Annotated in this window: 18 protein-coding genes, 2 tRNA genes and 1 rRNA gene; 11 read left to right on the forward strand and 10 right to left on the reverse strand. The window is 57.5% G+C overall.

The window, feature by feature from the left end:
• Nucleotides 1–172 precede the first annotated feature (172 nt).
• The 3 genes from AC0V6W_RS05785 to AC0V6W_RS05795 form a co-directional block, all read right to left on the reverse strand.
• Nucleotides 173–248 (reverse strand) — tRNA-Ala (locus AC0V6W_RS05785).
• Nucleotides 249–280: 32 nt separating this feature from the next.
• A tRNA-Ile gene (locus AC0V6W_RS05790) sits at nt 281–357 on the reverse strand.
• 208 nt (nt 358–565) lie between these two features.
• A 16S ribosomal RNA gene (locus AC0V6W_RS05795) occupies nt 566–2,051 on the reverse strand.
• Nucleotides 2,052–2,755: 704 nt separating this feature from the next.
• Here AC0V6W_RS05795 and AC0V6W_RS05800 point away from each other — a divergent pair.
• The 3 genes from AC0V6W_RS05800 to AC0V6W_RS05810 all read left to right on the forward strand — a co-directional run bounded on the left by AC0V6W_RS05800 (nt 2,756) and on the right by AC0V6W_RS05810 (nt 7,271).
• On the forward strand, nt 2,756–4,222 hold the full coding sequence (locus AC0V6W_RS05800) for a lipopolysaccharide biosynthesis protein (protein ID WP_486148064.1): 1,467 nt from the start codon (nt 2,756–2,758) through the stop codon (nt 4,220–4,222).
• 90 nt (nt 4,223–4,312) lie between these two features.
• On the forward strand, nt 4,313–5,347 hold the full coding sequence (locus tag AC0V6W_RS05805) for a retroviral-like aspartic protease family protein (protein WP_486148066.1): 1,035 nt from the start codon (nt 4,313–4,315) through the stop codon (nt 5,345–5,347).
• A 76-nt stretch (nt 5,348–5,423) separates the two neighbouring features.
• Entirely contained in the window at nt 5,424–7,271 is a 1,848-nt protein-coding gene (locus tag AC0V6W_RS05810) for an ABCB family ABC transporter ATP-binding protein/permease (RefSeq protein WP_486148068.1), read from the forward strand.
• A gap of 303 nt (nt 7,272–7,574) precedes the next feature.
• Here AC0V6W_RS05810 and AC0V6W_RS05815 read toward each other — a convergent pair whose 3' ends face one another.
• Genes AC0V6W_RS05815 through AC0V6W_RS05830 form a run of 4 tightly spaced genes read right to left on the reverse strand, consistent with a single transcriptional unit; the run spans nt 7,575 to nt 10,364 of the window.
• Entirely contained in the window at nt 7,575–7,952 is a 378-nt protein-coding gene (locus AC0V6W_RS05815) for an ACT domain-containing protein (protein ID WP_486148070.1), read from the reverse strand.
• Nucleotides 7,952–9,268: an ATP-dependent protease ATPase subunit HslU gene (gene hslU / locus AC0V6W_RS05820; RefSeq protein ID WP_486148072.1), complete on the reverse strand. Its 1,317-nt coding sequence runs from the start codon at nt 9,266–9,268 to the stop codon at nt 7,952–7,954. Before hslU ends, AC0V6W_RS05815 begins: the two co-directional genes overlap by 1 nt.
• 25 nt (nt 9,269–9,293) lie before the next feature.
• A complete protein-coding gene (gene hslV / locus AC0V6W_RS05825; RefSeq protein ID WP_486148074.1) occupies nt 9,294–9,854 on the reverse strand; it encodes an ATP-dependent protease subunit HslV in 561 nt (186 codons plus the stop codon).
• 51 nt (nt 9,855–9,905) lie between these two features.
• Nucleotides 9,906–10,364, reverse strand: coding sequence for an outer membrane protein assembly factor BamE (locus AC0V6W_RS05830; protein WP_486151471.1), 459 nt, complete (start codon nt 10,362–10,364; stop codon nt 9,906–9,908).
• A gap of 286 nt (nt 10,365–10,650) precedes the next feature.
• On the opposite strand from AC0V6W_RS05830, the gene AC0V6W_RS05835 reads away from it, so the two are divergent.
• Nucleotides 10,651–11,178 carry a ubiquinol-cytochrome C chaperone family protein gene (locus AC0V6W_RS05835; protein ID WP_486148076.1) on the forward strand — a complete coding sequence of 176 codons (528 nt, stop codon included), beginning with the start codon at nt 10,651–10,653 and terminating at the stop codon, nt 11,176–11,178.
• Nucleotides 11,175–11,747, forward strand: coding sequence for a YceD family protein (locus AC0V6W_RS05840; protein ID WP_486148078.1), 573 nt, complete (start codon nt 11,175–11,177; stop codon nt 11,745–11,747). Before AC0V6W_RS05835 ends, AC0V6W_RS05840 begins: the two co-directional genes overlap by 4 nt.
• A 71-nt stretch (nt 11,748–11,818) precedes the next feature.
• Here AC0V6W_RS05840 and ssb read toward each other — a convergent pair whose 3' ends face one another.
• The 3 genes from ssb to AC0V6W_RS05855 all read right to left on the reverse strand — a co-directional run bounded on the left by ssb (nt 11,819) and on the right by AC0V6W_RS05855 (nt 13,742).
• Nucleotides 11,819–12,361, reverse strand: coding sequence for a single-stranded DNA-binding protein (gene ssb, locus AC0V6W_RS05845; protein WP_486148080.1), 543 nt, complete (start codon nt 12,359–12,361; stop codon nt 11,819–11,821).
• A 108-nt stretch (nt 12,362–12,469) separates the two neighbouring features.
• Nucleotides 12,470–13,138, reverse strand: coding sequence for a COQ9 family protein (locus AC0V6W_RS05850; protein ID WP_486148082.1), 669 nt, complete (start codon nt 13,136–13,138; stop codon nt 12,470–12,472).
• A gap of 1 nt (nt 13,139) precedes the next feature.
• The gene (locus tag AC0V6W_RS05855; RefSeq protein WP_486148084.1) at nt 13,140–13,742 is read right to left on the reverse strand and encodes an ankyrin repeat domain-containing protein; all 603 of its coding nucleotides are present in this window, start codon (nt 13,740–13,742) and stop codon (nt 13,140–13,142) included.
• 143 nt (nt 13,743–13,885) lie between these two features.
• Here AC0V6W_RS05855 and AC0V6W_RS05860 point away from each other — a divergent pair, with 143 nt between their 5' ends.
• The 6 genes from AC0V6W_RS05860 (at nt 13,886) to AC0V6W_RS05885 (ending at nt 17,942) form a co-directional block, all read left to right on the forward strand.
• Nucleotides 13,886–14,512, forward strand: coding sequence for an SCO family protein (locus AC0V6W_RS05860; RefSeq protein WP_486148086.1), 627 nt, complete (start codon nt 13,886–13,888; stop codon nt 14,510–14,512).
• Nucleotides 14,500–14,976, forward strand: a complete 477-nt coding sequence (locus AC0V6W_RS05865; RefSeq protein WP_486148088.1) for a YcgN family cysteine cluster protein — start codon at nt 14,500–14,502, stop codon at nt 14,974–14,976. The genes AC0V6W_RS05860 and AC0V6W_RS05865 overlap by 13 nt, the downstream gene beginning before the upstream one ends.
• Nucleotides 14,977–15,005: 29 nt before the next feature.
• Complete coding sequence (locus AC0V6W_RS05870) at nt 15,006–15,743, forward strand: M48 family metallopeptidase (RefSeq protein ID WP_486148090.1); 738 nt, start codon at nt 15,006–15,008, stop codon at nt 15,741–15,743.
• Nucleotides 15,744–15,844: 101 nt separating this feature from the next.
• Nucleotides 15,845–16,312 carry a hypothetical protein gene (locus AC0V6W_RS05875; protein ID WP_486148092.1) on the forward strand — a complete coding sequence of 156 codons (468 nt, stop codon included), beginning with the start codon at nt 15,845–15,847 and terminating at the stop codon, nt 16,310–16,312.
• Nucleotides 16,313–16,320: 8 nt separating this feature from the next.
• Nucleotides 16,321–17,304: a bifunctional diaminohydroxyphosphoribosylaminopyrimidine deaminase/5-amino-6-(5-phosphoribosylamino)uracil reductase RibD gene (gene ribD / locus AC0V6W_RS05880; protein WP_486148094.1), complete on the forward strand. Its 984-nt coding sequence runs from the start codon at nt 16,321–16,323 to the stop codon at nt 17,302–17,304.
• Between the two features lie 14 nt (nt 17,305–17,318).
• Nucleotides 17,319–17,942 (forward strand): riboflavin synthase, encoded by a 624-nt coding sequence (locus AC0V6W_RS05885; RefSeq protein WP_486148096.1) that lies wholly within the window; start codon nt 17,319–17,321, stop codon nt 17,940–17,942.
• Nucleotides 17,943–17,954 lie beyond the last annotated feature (12 nt).

The raw sequence follows: 17,954 nt of genomic DNA on the forward strand, positions 1-17,954 counted from the left end.
TTGATTTTGTGATGCACTGATCGCGTTAGAATGGTCGGCTAGACCATCCGTGCAATCAATGCGCCACGGCATCGATTTAAAAACCCATTCACAATGTCAAATGATCGGCGGAAACCCGCCTGACCTGTCAGAAGACAGGATCTGTTTCTTTTCATCTATCAGATTAAATACCTGGTGGAGCCTATCGGGATCGAACCGATGACCCCCTGCTTGCAAAGCAGGTGCTCTCCCAGCTGAGCTAAGGCCCCTTAGGTGGTGAACAGCCATCGCGATTAAGCGATGGTAGGTCCGAGTGGATTTGAACCACCGACCTCACCCTTATCAGGGGTGCGCTCTAACCAACTGAGCTACGGACCTGCACCGATGAACCGGCTTGCATTCTCTTACAAGAAAGCATGGCCGATTGCGGCGCGAGCCAGCTCAGGCAAACAACGCAACAATACCGCAAAAGCGGCCGAAGCGCTGTATCTGATTGATGAAAGGACATGAGGACGACGGCAATGTTCTTTGGAACTTGCGAAGCACTTCCAAACGCGAGGTCTGGCGCTTTCGCTTGTATCCTTAGAAAGGAGGTGATCCAGCCGCAGGTTCCCCTACGGCTACCTTGTTACGACTTCACCCCAGTCGCTGATCCCACCGTGGCTAGCTGCCTCCTAAAAGGTTAGCGCACTATCTTCGGGTGAAACCAACTCCCATGGTGTGACGGGCGGTGTGTACAAGGCCTGGGAACGTATTCACCGCGGCATGCTGATCCGCGATTACTAGCGATTCCGCCTTCATGCTCTCGAGTTGCAGAGAACAATCCGAACTGAGACATCTTTTGGAGATTAGCTAACCCTTGCGGGATCGCTGCTCACTGTAGATGCCATTGTAGCACGTGTGTAGCCCAGCCTGTAAGGGCCATGAGGACTTGACGTCATCCCCACCTTCCTCCGGCTTATCACCGGCAGTTTCCTTAAAGTGCCCAACTAAATGATGGCAACTAAGGACGAGGGTTGCGCTCGTTGCGGGACTTAACCCAACATCTCACGACACGAGCTGACGACAGCCATGCAGCACCTGTCACTAGGTCCCCGAAGGGAAAAGATCTGTCTCCAGAAATCGTCCTAGGATGTCAAAGGCTGGTAAGGTTCTGCGCGTTGCTTCGAATTAAACCACATGCTCCACCGCTTGTGCAGGCCCCCGTCAATTCCTTTGAGTTTTAATCTTGCGACCGTACTCCCCAGGCGGATAACTTAATGCGTTAGCTGCGCCACCCAAGCTCTATGAGCCCGGACAGCTAGTTATCATCGTTTACGGCGTGGACTACCAGGGTATCTAATCCTGTTTGCTCCCCACGCTTTCGCACCTCAGCGTCAATAATTGTCCAGTCAGTCGCCTTCGCCACTGGTGTTCTTCCGAATATCTACGAATTTCACCTCTACACTCGGAATTCCACTGACCTCTCCAATATTCTAGCTTCCCAGTTTCAAGGGCAGTTCCGGAGTTGAGCTCCGGGATTTCACCCCTGACTTAAAAAGCCGCCTACGCGCGCTTTACGCCCAGTAATTCCGAACAACGCTAGCTCCCTCCGTATTACCGCGGCTGCTGGCACGGAGTTAGCCGGAGCTTATTCTCTAGGTACTGTCATTATCATCCCTAGTAAAAGAGCTTTACAACCCTAAGGCCTTCATCACTCACGCGGCATTGCTGGATCAGGCTTTCGCCCATTGTCCAATATTCCCCACTGCTGCCTCCCGTAGGAGTCTGGGCCGTGTCTCAGTCCCAGTGTGGCTGATCATCCTCTCAGACCAGCTATAGATCGTCGACTTGGTAGGCCGTTACCCCACCAACTATCTAATCTAACGCGGGCCCATCTAAAGGCGATAAATCTTTGGTCCGAAGACATTATCCGGTATTAGCTCAAATTTCTCTGAGTTATTCCGAACCTAAAGGCAGGTTCCCACGCGTTACGCACCCGTGCGCCACTAACCCCGAAGGGTTCGTTCGACTTGCATGTGTTAGGCATGCCGCCAGCGTTCGTTCTGAGCCAGGATCAAACTCTCAAGTTTGTGAGACTAACCTACCGGACACGAAGTAAACTTCGCCGTTCCGACAAGCCAGAATATCAAGGAGCCGATACCTGCACTGTCAAACGTAATGGATACGAATGAACATGTATCATCAATCCAGACTGTGGAGCCTGGAAGGATGTGGCATCGGCTTGAAATTAACCGGTTACTGGAGCCTTAATGCCTCCAGACCGGGCGCCGTCGCCCACATGTCCCTTCATCAAAAACCAACAATGTCAAAGAGCTCACCAAGCAGCAGAAGCGGACAGCAATGGTATCCCCGATTTACACCGGGGGACCGGCTATCCGTTTGATGTTGGCGACCAACGTTGGCGGGGCCGGTTAAACCGTCAGCGCCGCGTCGGTGGAGGTCATCTAGGCGCGACCTGAGATTCGGTCAACGCCTTTTTGCAATTTTATTTCAAACAACTTCAAAAACGCCAGATTTCCGGGGTTTATGTAGCCATCCGACCCGCTAGAGATGGGGTTGCTGCGCGCAATTGCAACCCCTGCCCGCGCAATCCCGACTGTAAAATTCAATTCCAAAGTAACCATAAGCCAAAGCTAGGCTTCGGATTGTTCATGATTTTGCGCTATGGGCAGCGCCATGAGCTCTGAAAACAGGCCTTCGGTCGCAGACCAAGCAAGCGAGATCGCGCGGCGCGGCATCTGCGAATCAAGCAGATGGCGGGTTTGCTTCGCGTGTGCGCCTTGCCGTGGCCTGGCGATATGGCGGTCAGGTCGCAGCGCAGATCATCACCTGGAGCTCTACCATCATGGTGGTGCGGCTGCTTGATCCGTCGGATTACGGCCTGTTCGCGATGAGCCAGGTGCTGATTACCGCCCTCGCCTTTATGAACGGGCAAAGCTTTGCGGCCTCTTTGGTGCGCGCGGCCAATGTCGGCCCGCGCGAAGTGAGCCAGGTATTTGGGCTTTTGCTCATGCTCAATATAACGCTTGCGACGCTTGTTTTCATCCTCGCGCCATTTTCTGCCGCCTATTTCGGCGAGCCGCAGGTTGCTGAGCTGCTGCGTATCCAGATGGTCATCTTCCTTATCGTCCCGTTCATGGCGCTGCCCGAGGCGATGTTGGCGCGCCAATTGCAATTCCGCCCGCAAGCGATTGCGAGCATGGCGGGCGCTGTCAGCGGCGCGGGCGTGGCGCTTGGCATGGCCTATTTTGGCTGGGGCGTTTGGGCGCTGGTCTATGCGCCCATTGCGCTGTTCGCGGTGCGCGCGATTATCGTATCCTTTGTCGCGCGCATTATTGCCTGGCCGCAATTCGATCTGCGCGGCGCGCGCGCGATCATCACCTTTGGCGGCACCCTGACCCTGTGCCAGCTGTTCTGGATCATTCAGAGCCAATCTGACATTTTCATCGCAGGCCGCGCGTTCGAAACCTATGAGCTGGGCCTTTATTCCGAGGCGCTATTTGTCGCGCTGATCGTGACCGGGCGGTTTTTGCCGCCGATTAACGAGGTGTCCTTCCCTGCCTATTCGGAGCTTCACAACAAAGGCCGCGCGCTGGCTCCCTATTTTGCCCGCGTGCAGCAGACCGTCGCGCTGGTGGTTGCTCCGATCTATATTGGGCTGTCTTTCACCGCGACCGAAGCGGTTGCCACTCTGTTTGGGCCCAAGTGGATGGGGATGGCCCCGCTGCTTGCCAATCTGGCGATCATCATGCCGGTATTTGCCGTGCAGATTGTGTGTGCGCCTTCGACCAATGCTATCGGCAAACCTTGGATTTACCTCACCACATCAATTTGCGGCGCGATTGCTTTTGCCACCTGCTTTGCTTTCGGCGTGGCTTATGGACCCGCTGGGCTGACCTATGCCTGGTGGATCGCTGCGCCCACATTGCTGGCGATTACGATGGCGCTTACATTGCCTGCCTTGAAATTGGGCGTGATGGATCTGTTTAAGGCCTGGCTGCCTGCGATTGTATCCGGCGCGATGATGGGCGGGGCGGTCTATCTGGCGCTTGGGGCGATGCCGCAATGGGCCCCCTGGTGGAGATTGCTCGCTATCGTGCCTGCCGGCGCGGCCGTCTATGGTGCCGCCTTATGGTTCATCTGGCCGCAGACCGTGCGCGACAGCTGGGAAATGCTGCGCCAGAAAAAACCTGCAGGTCCGATCGATCCATCGGGCGAATTGCCGAGCGCTCCGCTTTGAGCTGCCTGCCATTTGGGCAATCCTGCATTGTCTGATAGCTTTGCTTACAGCGCCGCACCAAGAATCAAGGCGCGTCTGGGATCGGATCATATGTCTTATAAGCACTTCGTCACTGCCGCAGTCTTGGCTCTTTCTTTGGCAAGCAGCCCTGCCTTCGCGGAAAACGCCGCCGCCGAAAGCAACGCCCCATTCATCCAGCCCGCGCCCAAACCCAAAGTGCCGGTTGCAGGGATCGACAAGGCGGAAATCACGCCGAACCTCGCCAATCCAGCCACCGAAATTCTCGACCTCGACGAAGAACGCAATCAGCGCCTCACTGTGCCTGTCATGATTGAAGGCAGCGGGCCTTTTGACTTTATGATCGACACCGGCAGCCAGGCAACGGCGGTCACTCACCAGATCAATGAAGGCCTCGCGCTCACGCCTTTGGGTACCGCCACGCTGGTCGGTATGGCCAGCCGGCGGCCCGTTAGCCTTGTCGAGGTCGACAGCATGACCGTCGGATCGCATGTGATCGAGGGGCTGGAGGCTCCCGTGCTTGATCGCCAGCATTTGGGAGCGGATGGCATTATCGGTCTTGATAGCCTCCAAGATTTCCGGGTTCTCATGGATTTTCGCGAAGAAACCATCGCGCTCGAAGATGTGGCGAGCAAAGGCAATTACCGCAAAGGCTTTGAGATTATCGTGCGGGCTCGGTCAAAGCTGGGCCAATTGCTCATCACCGATGCGATTGTCGAAGGCGTGCGCGCCACCGTTATCATCGATACAGGAGCGCAATTCAGCCTCGCCAACAACGCCTTGCGCGACAAGCTGCGCGCCAAACGCGCAACAGAAGTTGAGACGACCGATGTGAACGGGGTTTCGATGATTGGCCAATTGGCAATCGTGCGCACTTTGAAAATACAGGGATTGGCGCTGTCCAACGTTCCACTGACTTTTGCCGATGCGCCCGCATTCGAAGCGCTGGGATTGAAGGACAAGCCGGTCCTTTCGCTCGGCATGCAACATCTGAAAATGTTTGACCGGGTGGCGATTGATTTTTCCAACCAGCGGATCTTGTTCGATGTGCCCCGCGATGTCGCGCGTGAAATGCGGCGGGCCCGGCGAAGCTCGCGCAGTTTCTAAAAAACCTCCGCTCAAACCCAATACGGATAGCAGTCCCTTGCCCTAGGCCCCGCGCGCGCCCACATGGTGGAGCGCAATGCCGCCTGACAATCCCTCCTCCGACACCGCAAACACGCCGCCTGAGGCGGAGGGCTGGCACACGCTCAAACGGTTTCTTCCCTATCTATGGCCAAGCGATAATCCCGGCCTGAGGGTCCGAATTGCCATATCACTGGTGCTGGTGCTTGCGGCTAAGGGCGTGACGCTTGCCCTGCCCTTTGCTTACAAAGGCGCTGTCAATGCGATGGAGGGCAACCCTGCGGTTGCAGCGATAGATACAGGCGCCAGCGTCGCGCTCGCCTTGGTGTGCGCTTATGTGCTGGGCCGGTTCACCTCGCTATTGTTCGACAATCTGCGCAATATCGCGTTTGAGCGTGTGGGCCAGATGGCCACGCTGGCGCTTGCAGAAGATGTGTTCCACCGCCTGCACCGCCTGTCGCTTCGGTTCCATCTGACCCGCCGCACGGGCGAAGTGACCAAGATCATCGAACGCGGCACCAAAAGCATCGACATGATGCTCTATTTCCTGCTGTTCAACATTGCCCCCACCGCGATTGAGCTAATTGCAGTCGGCGTGATTTTCTACCTCAATTTCGGCTGGGAACTGGTGGCGGCAACTGGCCTGACCGTGGTCACCTATATTGCGGTTACCCGCTGGATCACCGAATGGCGCACAAAATTGCGGCGCGAAATGAATGATCTGGATGGCCAGGCGCTGCACCGCGCGGTGGATTCGCTGCTGAATTTTGAAACCGTCAAATATTTCGGCGCCGAACACCGCGAGGAAGAGCGCTATGGCACTGCCGCTCGCGCTTATGCAGCAGCGGCGATGAAATCCGAAAATTCGCTCGCGCTTTTGAACATTGCGCAGTCGCTTATCACCAATTCGCTGATGGCGGCTGCAATGGCTTACACCGTGTGGGGTTGGAGCAAGGGTGAGCTTACGGTGGGCGATCTGGTATTTGTGAACACCTATCTGATGCAGCTTTTCCGCCCGCTTGATCTGCTGGGCTGGGTTTACCGGACCATCCGGCAGGGGCTGGTTGATATGGGCGAGATGTTCCGCCTGATCGACACCGAGATTGAAGTGCATGACGCGCCGGGCGCGCCCGCTTTGGTTGTAAGCAGGCCGGGCCTTGCATTCGACAATGTGACTTTCGGCTATGAAAAAGAGCGCACCATCCTGCACGGTCTCAGCTTTGAAGTGCCTGCGGGATCGACGCTTGCCATTGTTGGGCCATCGGGGGCTGGCAAAAGCACCATCGGGCGATTGCTGTTCAGGTTCTACGATCCGACATCGGGCCGCATTCTGATTGATGGGCAGGATATTGCGCGGGTCCAGCAGGATAGCGTTCGCGCAGCTATCGGGATTGTCCCGCAGGACAGCGTCCTGTTCAACGACACTTTGCGCTACAACATCGCCTATGGCTCGGATGAAGCCACTGAGGCAGATGTTGAGCAAGCCGCGCGCGATGCATCGCTTATGCCGCTGATTGAACGGCTGCCCGATGGGTTTGATACCATGGTGGGCGAGCGCGGGCTGAAACTGTCAGGCGGGGAAAAACAGCGCGTTGCGATTGCGCGCACTTTGGTGAAGAATCCGCCGATCCTGCTGCTGGATGAAGCCACCAGCGCCCTCGACACCCGGACAGAACAGGAAATACTGGGCACTTTGCGCCGGATTGCACAGGGGCGCACGACGCTTGCCATTGCGCACCGATTGTCAACGATTGCCGATGCAGACCGCATTCTGGTGCTCGATCACGGTAAGCTTGCCGAAAGCGGAACGCATGATGATCTGCTCGCAGCGCGCGGGCTTTATGCTGAAATGTGGATGCAGCAAGCCAGCGAATCGCGAGAGACTGAAGCGACAGCCGAGCTGTAACCGCCGCGACTGGCCCCTATTTCACCACATTAGCGAAGTTGACAAAGTTGACACGGCGTCACCCGCCCTTTTTCAATCTTTATATTTACATTCCAGATGGTTATATCGGGAAAAGCGAAGGTGACACTTGTCCAACATGAAACGCACCAAATTTCGCGCAAAAGACCCGCCTCAGCTGACTGTTACAGCAGCGGGAAATCATGCTTTCGGGCATGGGAAGGCCAACGATTGGAAAGAACGCGGCAAGGTGTGCCAATTTTCCAATCTGTAGGAAAGGCGAGAAACGCTCGCCGGGCTAGCGACCTAATTTCGCGCGTCGTCTGAGATTGTCTGCAATGCGGCCATCGCATCATCGCGCCGGTCCCACGGCACAAACAGATGATCGTGGTGAAATCCTGCGATCACATTGCAGGCGATGCCTTCAGCCGAAAGCGCAGTCGCGACCGCTGCGGTTAAGCCCACCCCTTCGAGATCGGAATGCACTTGCAAAGTGATGCGGGCGAAATGAGGGGCAGGCTCGGTTGTCGCCTGAACGATAAACGTCGCGCCCTCCGCCTCGTTTATGACGGCAAAAGTCGCCCCTTCGCCCCTTTTGGTCGCAAAGGCATAGCGCGCAGCATCGAGCACTGGCTCCATCCCCGCAAGCATCGCCTGCAGGTCGCGGACAAAACCCGGCTGCATTAGAGGATAAACTTCGACAGATCGGTGTTGCCCGCCAGCCCTTCGAGCCGTTCGCGCACATAGGCGGCATCGACTGTCACCGTTTCGCCCTCATGATCCTCAGCGTTAAAGCTGATATCCTCAAGCAGTTTTTCCATCACCGTCTGAAGGCGGCGCGCACCGATATTTTCGACGCTTTCATTCACCGCCGCTGCAATCTTGGCGACCTCGCGCACGGCATCATCGGTGATCTCCAGCTCGACCTTTTCGGTGGCGATCAAAGCGCGATATTGTTCGACCAGGTTCGCCCGTGTGTCGGACAGGATTGCAACGAAATCTTCCTCGGTCAAAGCGCGCAGTTCAACACGAATGGGCAAGCGGCCCTGCAATTCGGGCAGCATGTCGGAAGGTTTGGCCACATGAAACGCGCCTGATCCGATAAACAGCACATGATCGGTTTTCATCGGGCCGTATTTGGTCGCAACCGTTGTACCTTCGATCAAAGGCAGCAGATCGCGCTGCACGCCTTCGCGGCTGACGCTGCCGCCGCGCACATCGCTGACCGCGATCTTGTCAATCTCATCCAAAAACACGATGCCGTTGGTTTCCGCATTATTCAGCGCGGTCTGGTTCACATCGTCATCATCGAGGCGCTTGTCCGCCTCTTCATCCACCAGTTTGTCCCATGCATCAGGCACGCGCAGCTTGCGCTTTTTGGTCGGCGTTTTGCCAAACGCTTTGCCCATCATGTCCGACAGGTCGATCATCTGCATATTGCCGCCCATATTGCCCATATCAAACGGAGCAGAGCTGGCTTCTGTCACTTCGATTTCGACCTCAACATCGTTCATCGCGTTTTGAACGATGCGCTGGCGGAAACTCTCGCGCGTGGCTTCGGATGCATTGTCGCCGACAAGCGCGTTGAGCAAGCGCTCCATCGCCGCTTCTGATGCAGCCTCGCGCACGGATTCGCGGCGGCGTTCTTTTTCCAGCCGGATCGCATCTTCGACCAAGTCGCGCGCAATCTGTTCTACATCGCGCCCGACATAGCCGACCTCGGTAAATTTGGTCGCTTCGACTTTGACAAAAGGCGCCTCGGCCAATTTGGCAAGCCTGCGGCTGATTTCGGTTTTGCCGCAGCCAGTGGGGCCAATCATCAGAATGTTTTTGGGCGTCACTTCATCGCGCAAATCATCGCCCAGCTTTTGCCGCCGCCAGCGATTGCGCAAGGCCACGGCCACTGCGCGCTTGGCATCTTTTTGGCCGATTATATGACTGTCGAGCGCGGTGACGATCTGTTTCGGCGTCAACGCATCAGGGGTAATCGTATCTGTCATGGAAGCTTTCGCAAGGAAGTTAGAATTAGACGGTTTCAAGCGTCAGATTGCCATTGGTAAAGACGCAGATATCGGCGGCGACCGCCATCGCTTTGCGCGCGATCTGTTCTGCATCTTCTTCGTAATCGGACAAAGCGCGCGCCGCTGCCAGCGCGTAATTCCCGCCCGATCCGATCGCTGCAATCCCGCCTTCGGGTTCAAGCACATCGCCATTGCCGGTGAGCACCAGCAGCGTTTCCTGATCGGCAACGATCATCAACGCTTCGAGATTGCGCAGATATTTGTCGGTGCGCCAATCCTTGGCGAGTTCCACCGCTGCGCGCAGCAATTGCCCCGAATATTGTTCCAGCTTGGCCTCTAACCGCTCAAACAGAGTGAATGCATCGGCCGTCGCGCCTGCAAATCCGGCGACGACTTTGCCGCCTTCTCCGATACGGCGCACTTTACGCGCGTTCGGTTTCATAACGGTGTTGCCCATCGAAACTTGCCCATCGCCGGCAATCACGGTTTTGTCCCCGCGCTTGATCCCGACAATGGTGGTGCCATGCCACTGGACCAGGCCGTGGCTGTCATTTGGTGTAGTCATGCTGTGCGATATGGGCGCTCACCCGCTGGGGTCAAGCAGAGGCGCTGATGGTTAAGGCCCGCCGCCCGGACCGCCGCCCACGCCGCCGACCTGGCCGATATTGCCGAACAGATCTTCGAGGAAGGAACGCTCGCGTCCCAAAGTGGGCGTTTTGTCGCCATCGGGCGTGAAATAAGCGACCTTGTCGACACCGCTGCGTTCAACCGAGGCAACATTGCCTGCTGCATCAAACTTTACCGCCAGAACGCCATGCGTTTGAATTTTCGGGCGCACAAATGGTTTGCGGCCCGTGACGCTGGATACATAATACCAGGTTGGCTCGCCATATTGGCTGGTGAATGTCGGGCGGCCCAAAGTCCCTTCGACAGAACGTTGATTGTCAATTCCGGGACGGACCGATTCCAGCAGCACATTATCGGTCACATAGCCGCGCGATTCGCGGATGGATGAACATCCCGAAACGCTTACCGCTGCGGCCAACGCCAAAATCGCGCATGCTGCTTTGTTCATTGTCACTCGCCGAAAATCCTTATGTCATTCCTTACAGCAGCCGCGCCGCTGATTGTGCGTGAAGCCTTATCGCGCGCTGCGCTGGCTGGCAATGTCCGCAATTAAGCGGTCTGTTGGCGAGGTGGCGATGCGCGATTGAATTGGCGATGAATGGGCCAGCTGCGCATCCCCAATTGCGCCTATCTGCCAAGGCTAAGCACTATTGCGGAACAGAATATGCGAGGTATTTGTTGCTCCATAAAACAGCCCCTTGCGGCCATTCTGATTTGAAAGCGTATCTAGTCCCATGTCGTTTCTGTCCCGCCTGCTTGGCACCGCTCCTGACCCGCGAGAGACCATCCGCCCGCTGTGGCACCGCGTGGTGGAATTGGCGCGTGAGCCATCATTTTATGCAACCTGCGGCGTGGCCGACAGCGTGGGCGGGCGGTTCGACTTGATCACCGCGGTCTTGTGCACGGTTATGGTGCGGATCGAAGCCTCCGAGATGCGGGCGGAAAGCGCGCTGCTGGCAGAACTCTTCGTCGAGGATATGGACGGCCAATTGCGCGAATTCGGCGTCAATGATGTGGTGGTGGGCAAACGCATCGGCAAATTGATGAGCGTTCTTGGCGGCAGGCTGGGCGCCTATCGCAGCGCCTTGGTGAACCGCGATGCTGAAAAGCTGACCGCCGCCGTGCAGCGCAATGTGACCTTTTCAGAAGGCACAGATGAAGACGAAGCCGCTGCCTGCGTCGCGGGCAAATTGCTCAGCCTGTCCGAACGGCTGGCAGCGCGCAGCGACGATGAATTAATGAAAGCGAGCGGAATTTGGTGAACGCGCCCCCGCCGCCAGGTAGCATAACGCCCGAACTTTCCCGGCCCGTGAAAGCGCGCCTGTTGCCGGGTGATCCTGTGCCGGTCACTGCGGATGAGACAGAACGAAGCGCGCTTGCCCAGCGATTTGGCATCGCCGCGATTAAACGGCTGGATGCAGAAATCGCTTTGGAAAAAACCGCCAAAGGGATTGCGGCCACCGGCCCGCTTAACGCGGCCATCACGCAGATATGCGCGGTATCAGGCGAGGAATTTGATGTCTCGATCACCGACACGCTCAACCTCTTATTCGTAGATAATGCGTTGCTGAACGCGCGTGATGCAGGCGAAGTCAATGAAGATGGCGCCATCGAAGTGGACCTGTTGGCGGACGATGCCGACGAGATTGGATATTCAGGCGAGACTATCGACCTTGGCGAAGCGGTTGCGCAATCACTGGGCCTCGCGATTGATCCCTATGCCGAAGGGCCTGGCGCTGACGCTGCAAGGGCTGCGGCGGGTCTGGCTGATGAAACCACGCCAACAGGGCCGCTGGCGAGCGCATTGAGTGCGGCGCTGAAAAAGGGGTGAACGCCGCGCCAAACAAAAAGCCCCGCAGATCGCTGCGAGGCTTTTGGGTGATTGGTCCGTTTAGGGCCGCATCAAAACGGGATATCGTCATCCAGATCATCATAGCCGCCGCTTTGGCCGCCGCCTGATCCGCCGCCATTGCCGCCGCCTGATCCGCCGCCTTGGTTCCAGCCGCCGCCGCCTTGGCCTCCTCCGCCTCCGCCGCCATAACCGCCGCCTCCGCCGGAGCGCTGGCCGCCGCCGCCGCCGCCGCCACCACCTGATGCGCCGTCGAGCATGGTCAGCGTGCCGTTATATCCGCGCAGCACAACTTCGGTGGAATAGCGATCATTGCCTTGCTGGTCCTGCCATTTGCGGGTTTGCAATTGCCCCTCGATAAAGACTTTCGCGCCTTTTTTGAGGTAGTTTTCAACGACATTCACCAGACCTTCGGAGAAAATCGCGACCGTGTGCCATTCGGTGCGTTCCTGCCGTTCGCCAGTATTGCGGTCTTTCCAGGTTTCCGATGTTGCAATGCGCAGATTGGCAACCTTGCCGCCGTTCTGGAAACTGCGGATCTCCGGGTCCGCGCCCAGATTGCCGATCAGCATAACCTTGTTGAGCGAGCCTGCCATGTTCTAAAATTCCCTTGCGCTGTATCCGATTCTTATCATCGTATTAGGACAGGGGGCCGCGCCGCGCTATTGGCGCGCGGTGTTTTCCACGTGATTGCGGAAAGTTTATTACCGCGAAGGATACCTCAAGCGGCCAAGAAAGCGCGTCAGGCTGGGCAATTCCACATCGCGGCTGGTGAGCTGATGTTTGAACTTTTCAAACTTCATCACGCCATCGATGCGGCGGTCGAGAAATTCGTATGTTTTCGTTTTGCCTTCGCTGTCATCATTGATGAAAACAGCCAAAGTCGCCGAGTAAATTCCGCCCAAAATCATCCGCTTGGTATAATGGTTGTAATCGGTCGAGGTGTCGCCTGCCAGCCGCCACATAATATCCGCCGTGTTCCAGCCCAATTGCAGCGAGCGCGGCGCGTTTTGCGGCATGGCCATGATCGCCAGAGCGCGGCGCACCGCCTCGTCAATATCGCTGACCGCTTCGAGGCGAAACGCAACCAAAGTGCGAATACGTTCACGAATTTTAAGCTCAGCCAGTTTTTCAGCCGGCCATTGCGCTTCCATTTTTTGATCGACCGAGACAATCCATGCCTCAATCATTTGCATCGCCCCGCCTTTGAACGCCAGCTTTGCTACATCCGCGTCTGCACCGGCCATATCGGCAGCAGCCAGCAGAGCGGTTTCATTCCAGCCATCAAAGATAGCAGAAGCGGCAATGTCAGGAGCCAGCGCCACGCGCAGCTCTTCCAAAGTCATGTCGGCAAAGTCGGGAGTGTCTGTCATACTAGAAAGAAGGCCCGTATTGCTTTGTGGTTCCCGTTTCTTTGCGTTCGGCATCGGCAGCGGCGAATTCCTGACGCAGCAGCAGATTGCCAGTTTGCAATTCCATATAGTCGCGCGCTGAGCGGCCGGAATTGTCATTGCGATCCGGATCTGCGCCTTCTTTCAGCAAGCGCGCCACCAAAGGAACGCTGCGCTGGTGAACGGCCGCAATCAGCGGGGTTTCCCCCTGACTATCGGCCACATCAATGCGCGCGCCGCCTTTGATAAGCTCTTCGACACCTTCAACAAAGTTCATGGTGGTGGCGAGCTGAATGGGGGTTTGCCCTTTATTGTTGCGCAAGTTCGCATCCGCTCCGCGCTGGATCAAAAACCGCACCCACAAGGCATCGCGCCGCTGCACGACGATATGCAAGCCGGAATCGCCCGAAGTGATGTCGCGTGTATTGATGATTGTCGTGCCCGGATCGTTGAGCATTTTGGTGACTGCATCGCCATCGCGGTCTTTCACCGCTTTCAAAAATTCATAGCCGGGAGAATACAGCTGGGCCGCGGCAGGCGGCATCGCAGCCCATGCCAGCGCCATGGAGACAAGTGCGACGAGCACGATCTTGGCATTCCTGCCTATCGACCCCATTTTGCGCAAAACAATAGACACAGCCGCTTGAACCTTTCCCGTTTCCTGTCAGATACAAATTGTCTGGATTGCCCCCAGATAACCTTTCTTCGCAGGGACGCAATTAGCAAAGCATGAATATGCAAGCCAAGCATTCTTATCATTCCGCCCGCAAACGTGCTCTGACCGCGCTGGCCGCATTAGGCGCGCTTGCTTTGAGCGGCTGCACGAGTGAGCCTGCTCCGCCTGAAGAACCCCCTTTGGCCGGCGCGACAATTGGCGGCGAATTTGAACTTGAAGGACCGGGCGGCAAAGCCGTGCGCTGGGCCGATTTCAAAGATCAGTACCGCATCATCTATTTCGGATACACATTCTGCCCCGACATCTGCCCTGCTGACGTGTCGCAAATGGTGCGCGGCCTGAAACTGGCGAGTGAGCGCAAGCCCGACCTCGAATATATGATTACGCCGATTTTCATCACAATCGATCCTGAACGCGACACACGCGCGGTGGTGGATGAATTTACCGCTGCATTCTCGGACGAGCTTGTCGGTCTGACGGGCACGGCTGAGCAGGTGAAAGCCGCTGCCGATGCATTCAAAGTATATTATGAACGCGGCGCGGATGTGAACGACACGTATTTGATGAACCATTCCAACATCGTCTATTTGTTCGATCCATCAGGAAAACCGCTCGCCACTTTACCAGTTGATGAAGGCGCCGAAGCCGTCGCAGATGAAATTGAAAAATGGGTGAGCTGAGAGAACGTTTTTGGGAGCTGCCGCTGGCACAGCTCACGCGCGCCGAATGGGAAGCCTTGTGCGATGGCTGCGGGCAATGCTGCACACACAAGATCGAGGATGCCGATACAGGCGCGATTGCGCACACCAATGTCGCGTGCAAGCTGCTCGACACTGGCACCGCGCAATGCTCTGATTATCGCAATCGCAAAGCGTTTGTGCCCGATTGCCTGCGATTGACGCTGGCGATTGTCGAAGATGTCCCGTGGCTGCCTGCGACCTGCGCCTATCGCATTCGCGCAAGCGGCCGCCCTTTGCCGCACTGGCATTACCTTATCAGCGGCGACCGCGATGACGCAGCGCGAGCAGGCGTGTCAGTGGCCGGGCGCGTGGTGAGCGAGACCGATGCAGGGCCGCTTGAACATCATATCGTGGAATGGGCCATGCCCCGGCTGGACGATGATGCGGAAGATGAAGTAGTCTGAGCAGACCAACCGCGCAAAGGGACACGCGCATGATCGACTGGCTGAAACGCGCTCCTGTTGATGCTGAGATATCGCTCAACGGGCAAACCATCCCGATTGTTCTGCGCCGCCACAACACCGCGCGCAGGCTGACTTTGCGTCTGGCGCCCGATGGCCGCGAGGTGCGCGTCACTCTGCCCCGCTGGGCACAGGCAAGAGAAGCGCTCGCTTTTGCCCATGCCCGCTCTGACTGGCTGGCAAAACAGCGCGCCCGCATCCCTGCCCGCGAAACCATTGGCCCCGGCGCGCGCTTCACCTATCGCGGGCGCAACCTCGCGATTGACTGGAGCGATGGCTATCGCCGCCGCCCGGTGCTTGGCGATGACACTGTGCAGATCGGCGGGCCGCTTGAAGGGCTGGACACAAGGCTGCGCCGCTGGCTGGAGCGCGAGGCGCTGGATGCGATTGAAGATGATATCGGGTTTTATTGCACGCGGGCAAAGCTTGACCGTGTCCCCATTGGCCTGTCGCGCGCGCAAAAAAGGTGGGGCAGCTGTTCTGATGGCGGGCAAAGCGGCACATGGCGCATCCGCATCAATTGGCGCTTGATCCAGGCGCCTGATTTTGTCCGCCGTTCGGTTGTCGCACACGAGGTTGCGCATCTTGTCCACTTTGATCACAGCCCGGCATTTCACCAATTGCTGGGCGAGGTGTTCGATGGCGATGTGGCAGAAGCCGATGCCTGGCTGAAGGATAAAGGCCGCTCGCTCTATGCCAGTTTTGGGTAGCTGAGTTTCGGCAGCCCCTACTGCCCATTAAAACTGCCGATCAAAACCGCCCCTTAAAACCGCTCTAGCCAGCCTGCGCCCGCGCTCCTATATTCTGCTCCATGGCTTTTGTTTCACGTTTTAATCCCAAGACCGGGATCGCGGATTTCTGGAGTGAATTTCGCAAACCCAACCCCTATCGCTGGCCCATGCTGGCGGTGTCTATCCTGCCTATTCTTGTGATCATCTATTGGGCCGCATCCGAAGAGGTCTACACCAATCCGGAACGCCCGCAGATCACTTATATCACCTCGTTCGATCCTGACAGAAGCGATGCCGAGATCGCTGCCTCCAACGCTGCCAACCAAGAGATTAAGGAGCTGCGCGAGGCGAATGCTGAAATGCTCGCTGAACGCAAGCGAGAAGCTTACAAAGCGCTGGGCCGGGCATCAGGTATGGATGTCGATGCGATTGAAGCCGAAGCCGAAGCCGAACGCGCCGCTGAAGAAGCCGCACAAATGGCCGCACAAAAAGCGCGGCAGGCAGAAGCTGCCAGCGATGAAGGCGAACCAGAGGGCGGTTCGCAATAGCCAGGGCAATGGCCAGTTTTGCCCCCACAGATCGCGATTGGATGGCAGCCGCATCCCGGCTGGCGGCCCGCGCGCGGCCAATTGCGCGGCCCAATCCGGGTGTTGCAGCTCTTGTGGTGAAAGAAGGCCGTCTGATTGCGCGCGGATGGACGCAGGCTGGCGGGCGGCCTCATGCGGAAAAGCACGCGCTGGGCGCATTACCCTTGGCCGGCGCACAGGGCGCGGATATCTATGTCACGCTGGAGCCTTGCGCGCACATTTCGGCTCGCGGGCCAGCATGCTGCGAAGTGGTGGCAAAGGCTGAGCCTGCACGCGTGATTATCGGGCAGATCGATCCCGACCCGCGCACCGCAGGCAAAGGGATTGCGGCTCTGGAAGCGGCGGGCATCGCGGCGCAGGTGCTGGATGATGAGGCATCTGCACGCAGTTTGGCGGGGTTTCTCACTAAGCAAAGGCTCGGGCGGCCCTATGTCACGCTGAAACTTGCCATGTCGCTGGATGGGTGCATCGCGCTTGCCGATGGGACCAGCCAATGGATCACGGGAGAGGCCGCGCGCGCGCATGTCCATGCGGTGCGCGCCAAAAACGATGCGATCCTTGTCGGCGGGGGAACCTGGCGGCAGGACCAGCCGCGCCTTGATGTGCGATTGCCCGGCCTTGCTGCGCGCAGTCCAGAGCGGATCGTGCTGACCAGCGGCACCGCAAAAGGCGCGCGCGTTATCGCTTCACCGGATGCGATCAGCGAATTGGCCGATGTGCATTACCTTTACATCGAAGGGGGCGCAGGGGCTGCTGCGAGTTTCCTGAAAGCGGATCTGGTGGATGAACTGCACCTCTACCGCGCGCCTATCATCATTGGCGATGGGCTGCGCGCAAGCGGCCCGCTTGGCCTTACCGATTTGACCGAGGCGCATGACCGCTGGCACCGCTCGCATCGCTCAACGCTTGGCAGCGACACGTTCGAGGTCTATTTGCGCCGCCGTAACCTTTAAGGAACCTGCTCAAGATGTTCACCGGCATTGTCACCGCCATCGGCACCGTCACTTCCAGCGATCAACGCGGCGATTTGCGCGTGCGGATTGCCGCGCCGCTTGACCCGGCACGCATTGATATTGGCGCATCGATTGCCTGTTCAGGGGCCTGCATGACAGTGGTGGATCGCGGCGGCAGCGCTGGCGACGCCTGGTTTGATGTCGATGTGTCCGGCGAAAGCGTCAGCCGCACGCGGGCCGGGATGTGGGAAAAAGACAGCCGCCTCAATATTGAACCATCGCTTCGCATGGGCGATGAATTGGGCGGGCATATCGTCACCGGCCATGTCGATGATATCGGCACAGTCGTGGTTGCAAGCCAGGTCGGAGATAGCTGGAAAATCGTCATCCGCGCGCGCGCAGAAATGGCGCCTTTTATTGCTGAAAAGGGATCAATCACGGTCGATGGCGTTTCGCTCACCGTCAATGATGTGCGCGACAAGCCTGATAGAACTTGCGATTTTGCGCTCAATATCATCCCGCATACAGGCGAAGTCACCACTTTGGGCGCGCTTAAAACGGGCGACGAGGTCAATCTGGAGATTGATGTTCTGGCGCGTTATCTGCGGCGAATGCAAGGGCTGACCGCCGCCGGTTAATCCGCGCTTTCG

Source organism: Erythrobacter sp. JB1-7 (assembly GCF_057365015.1).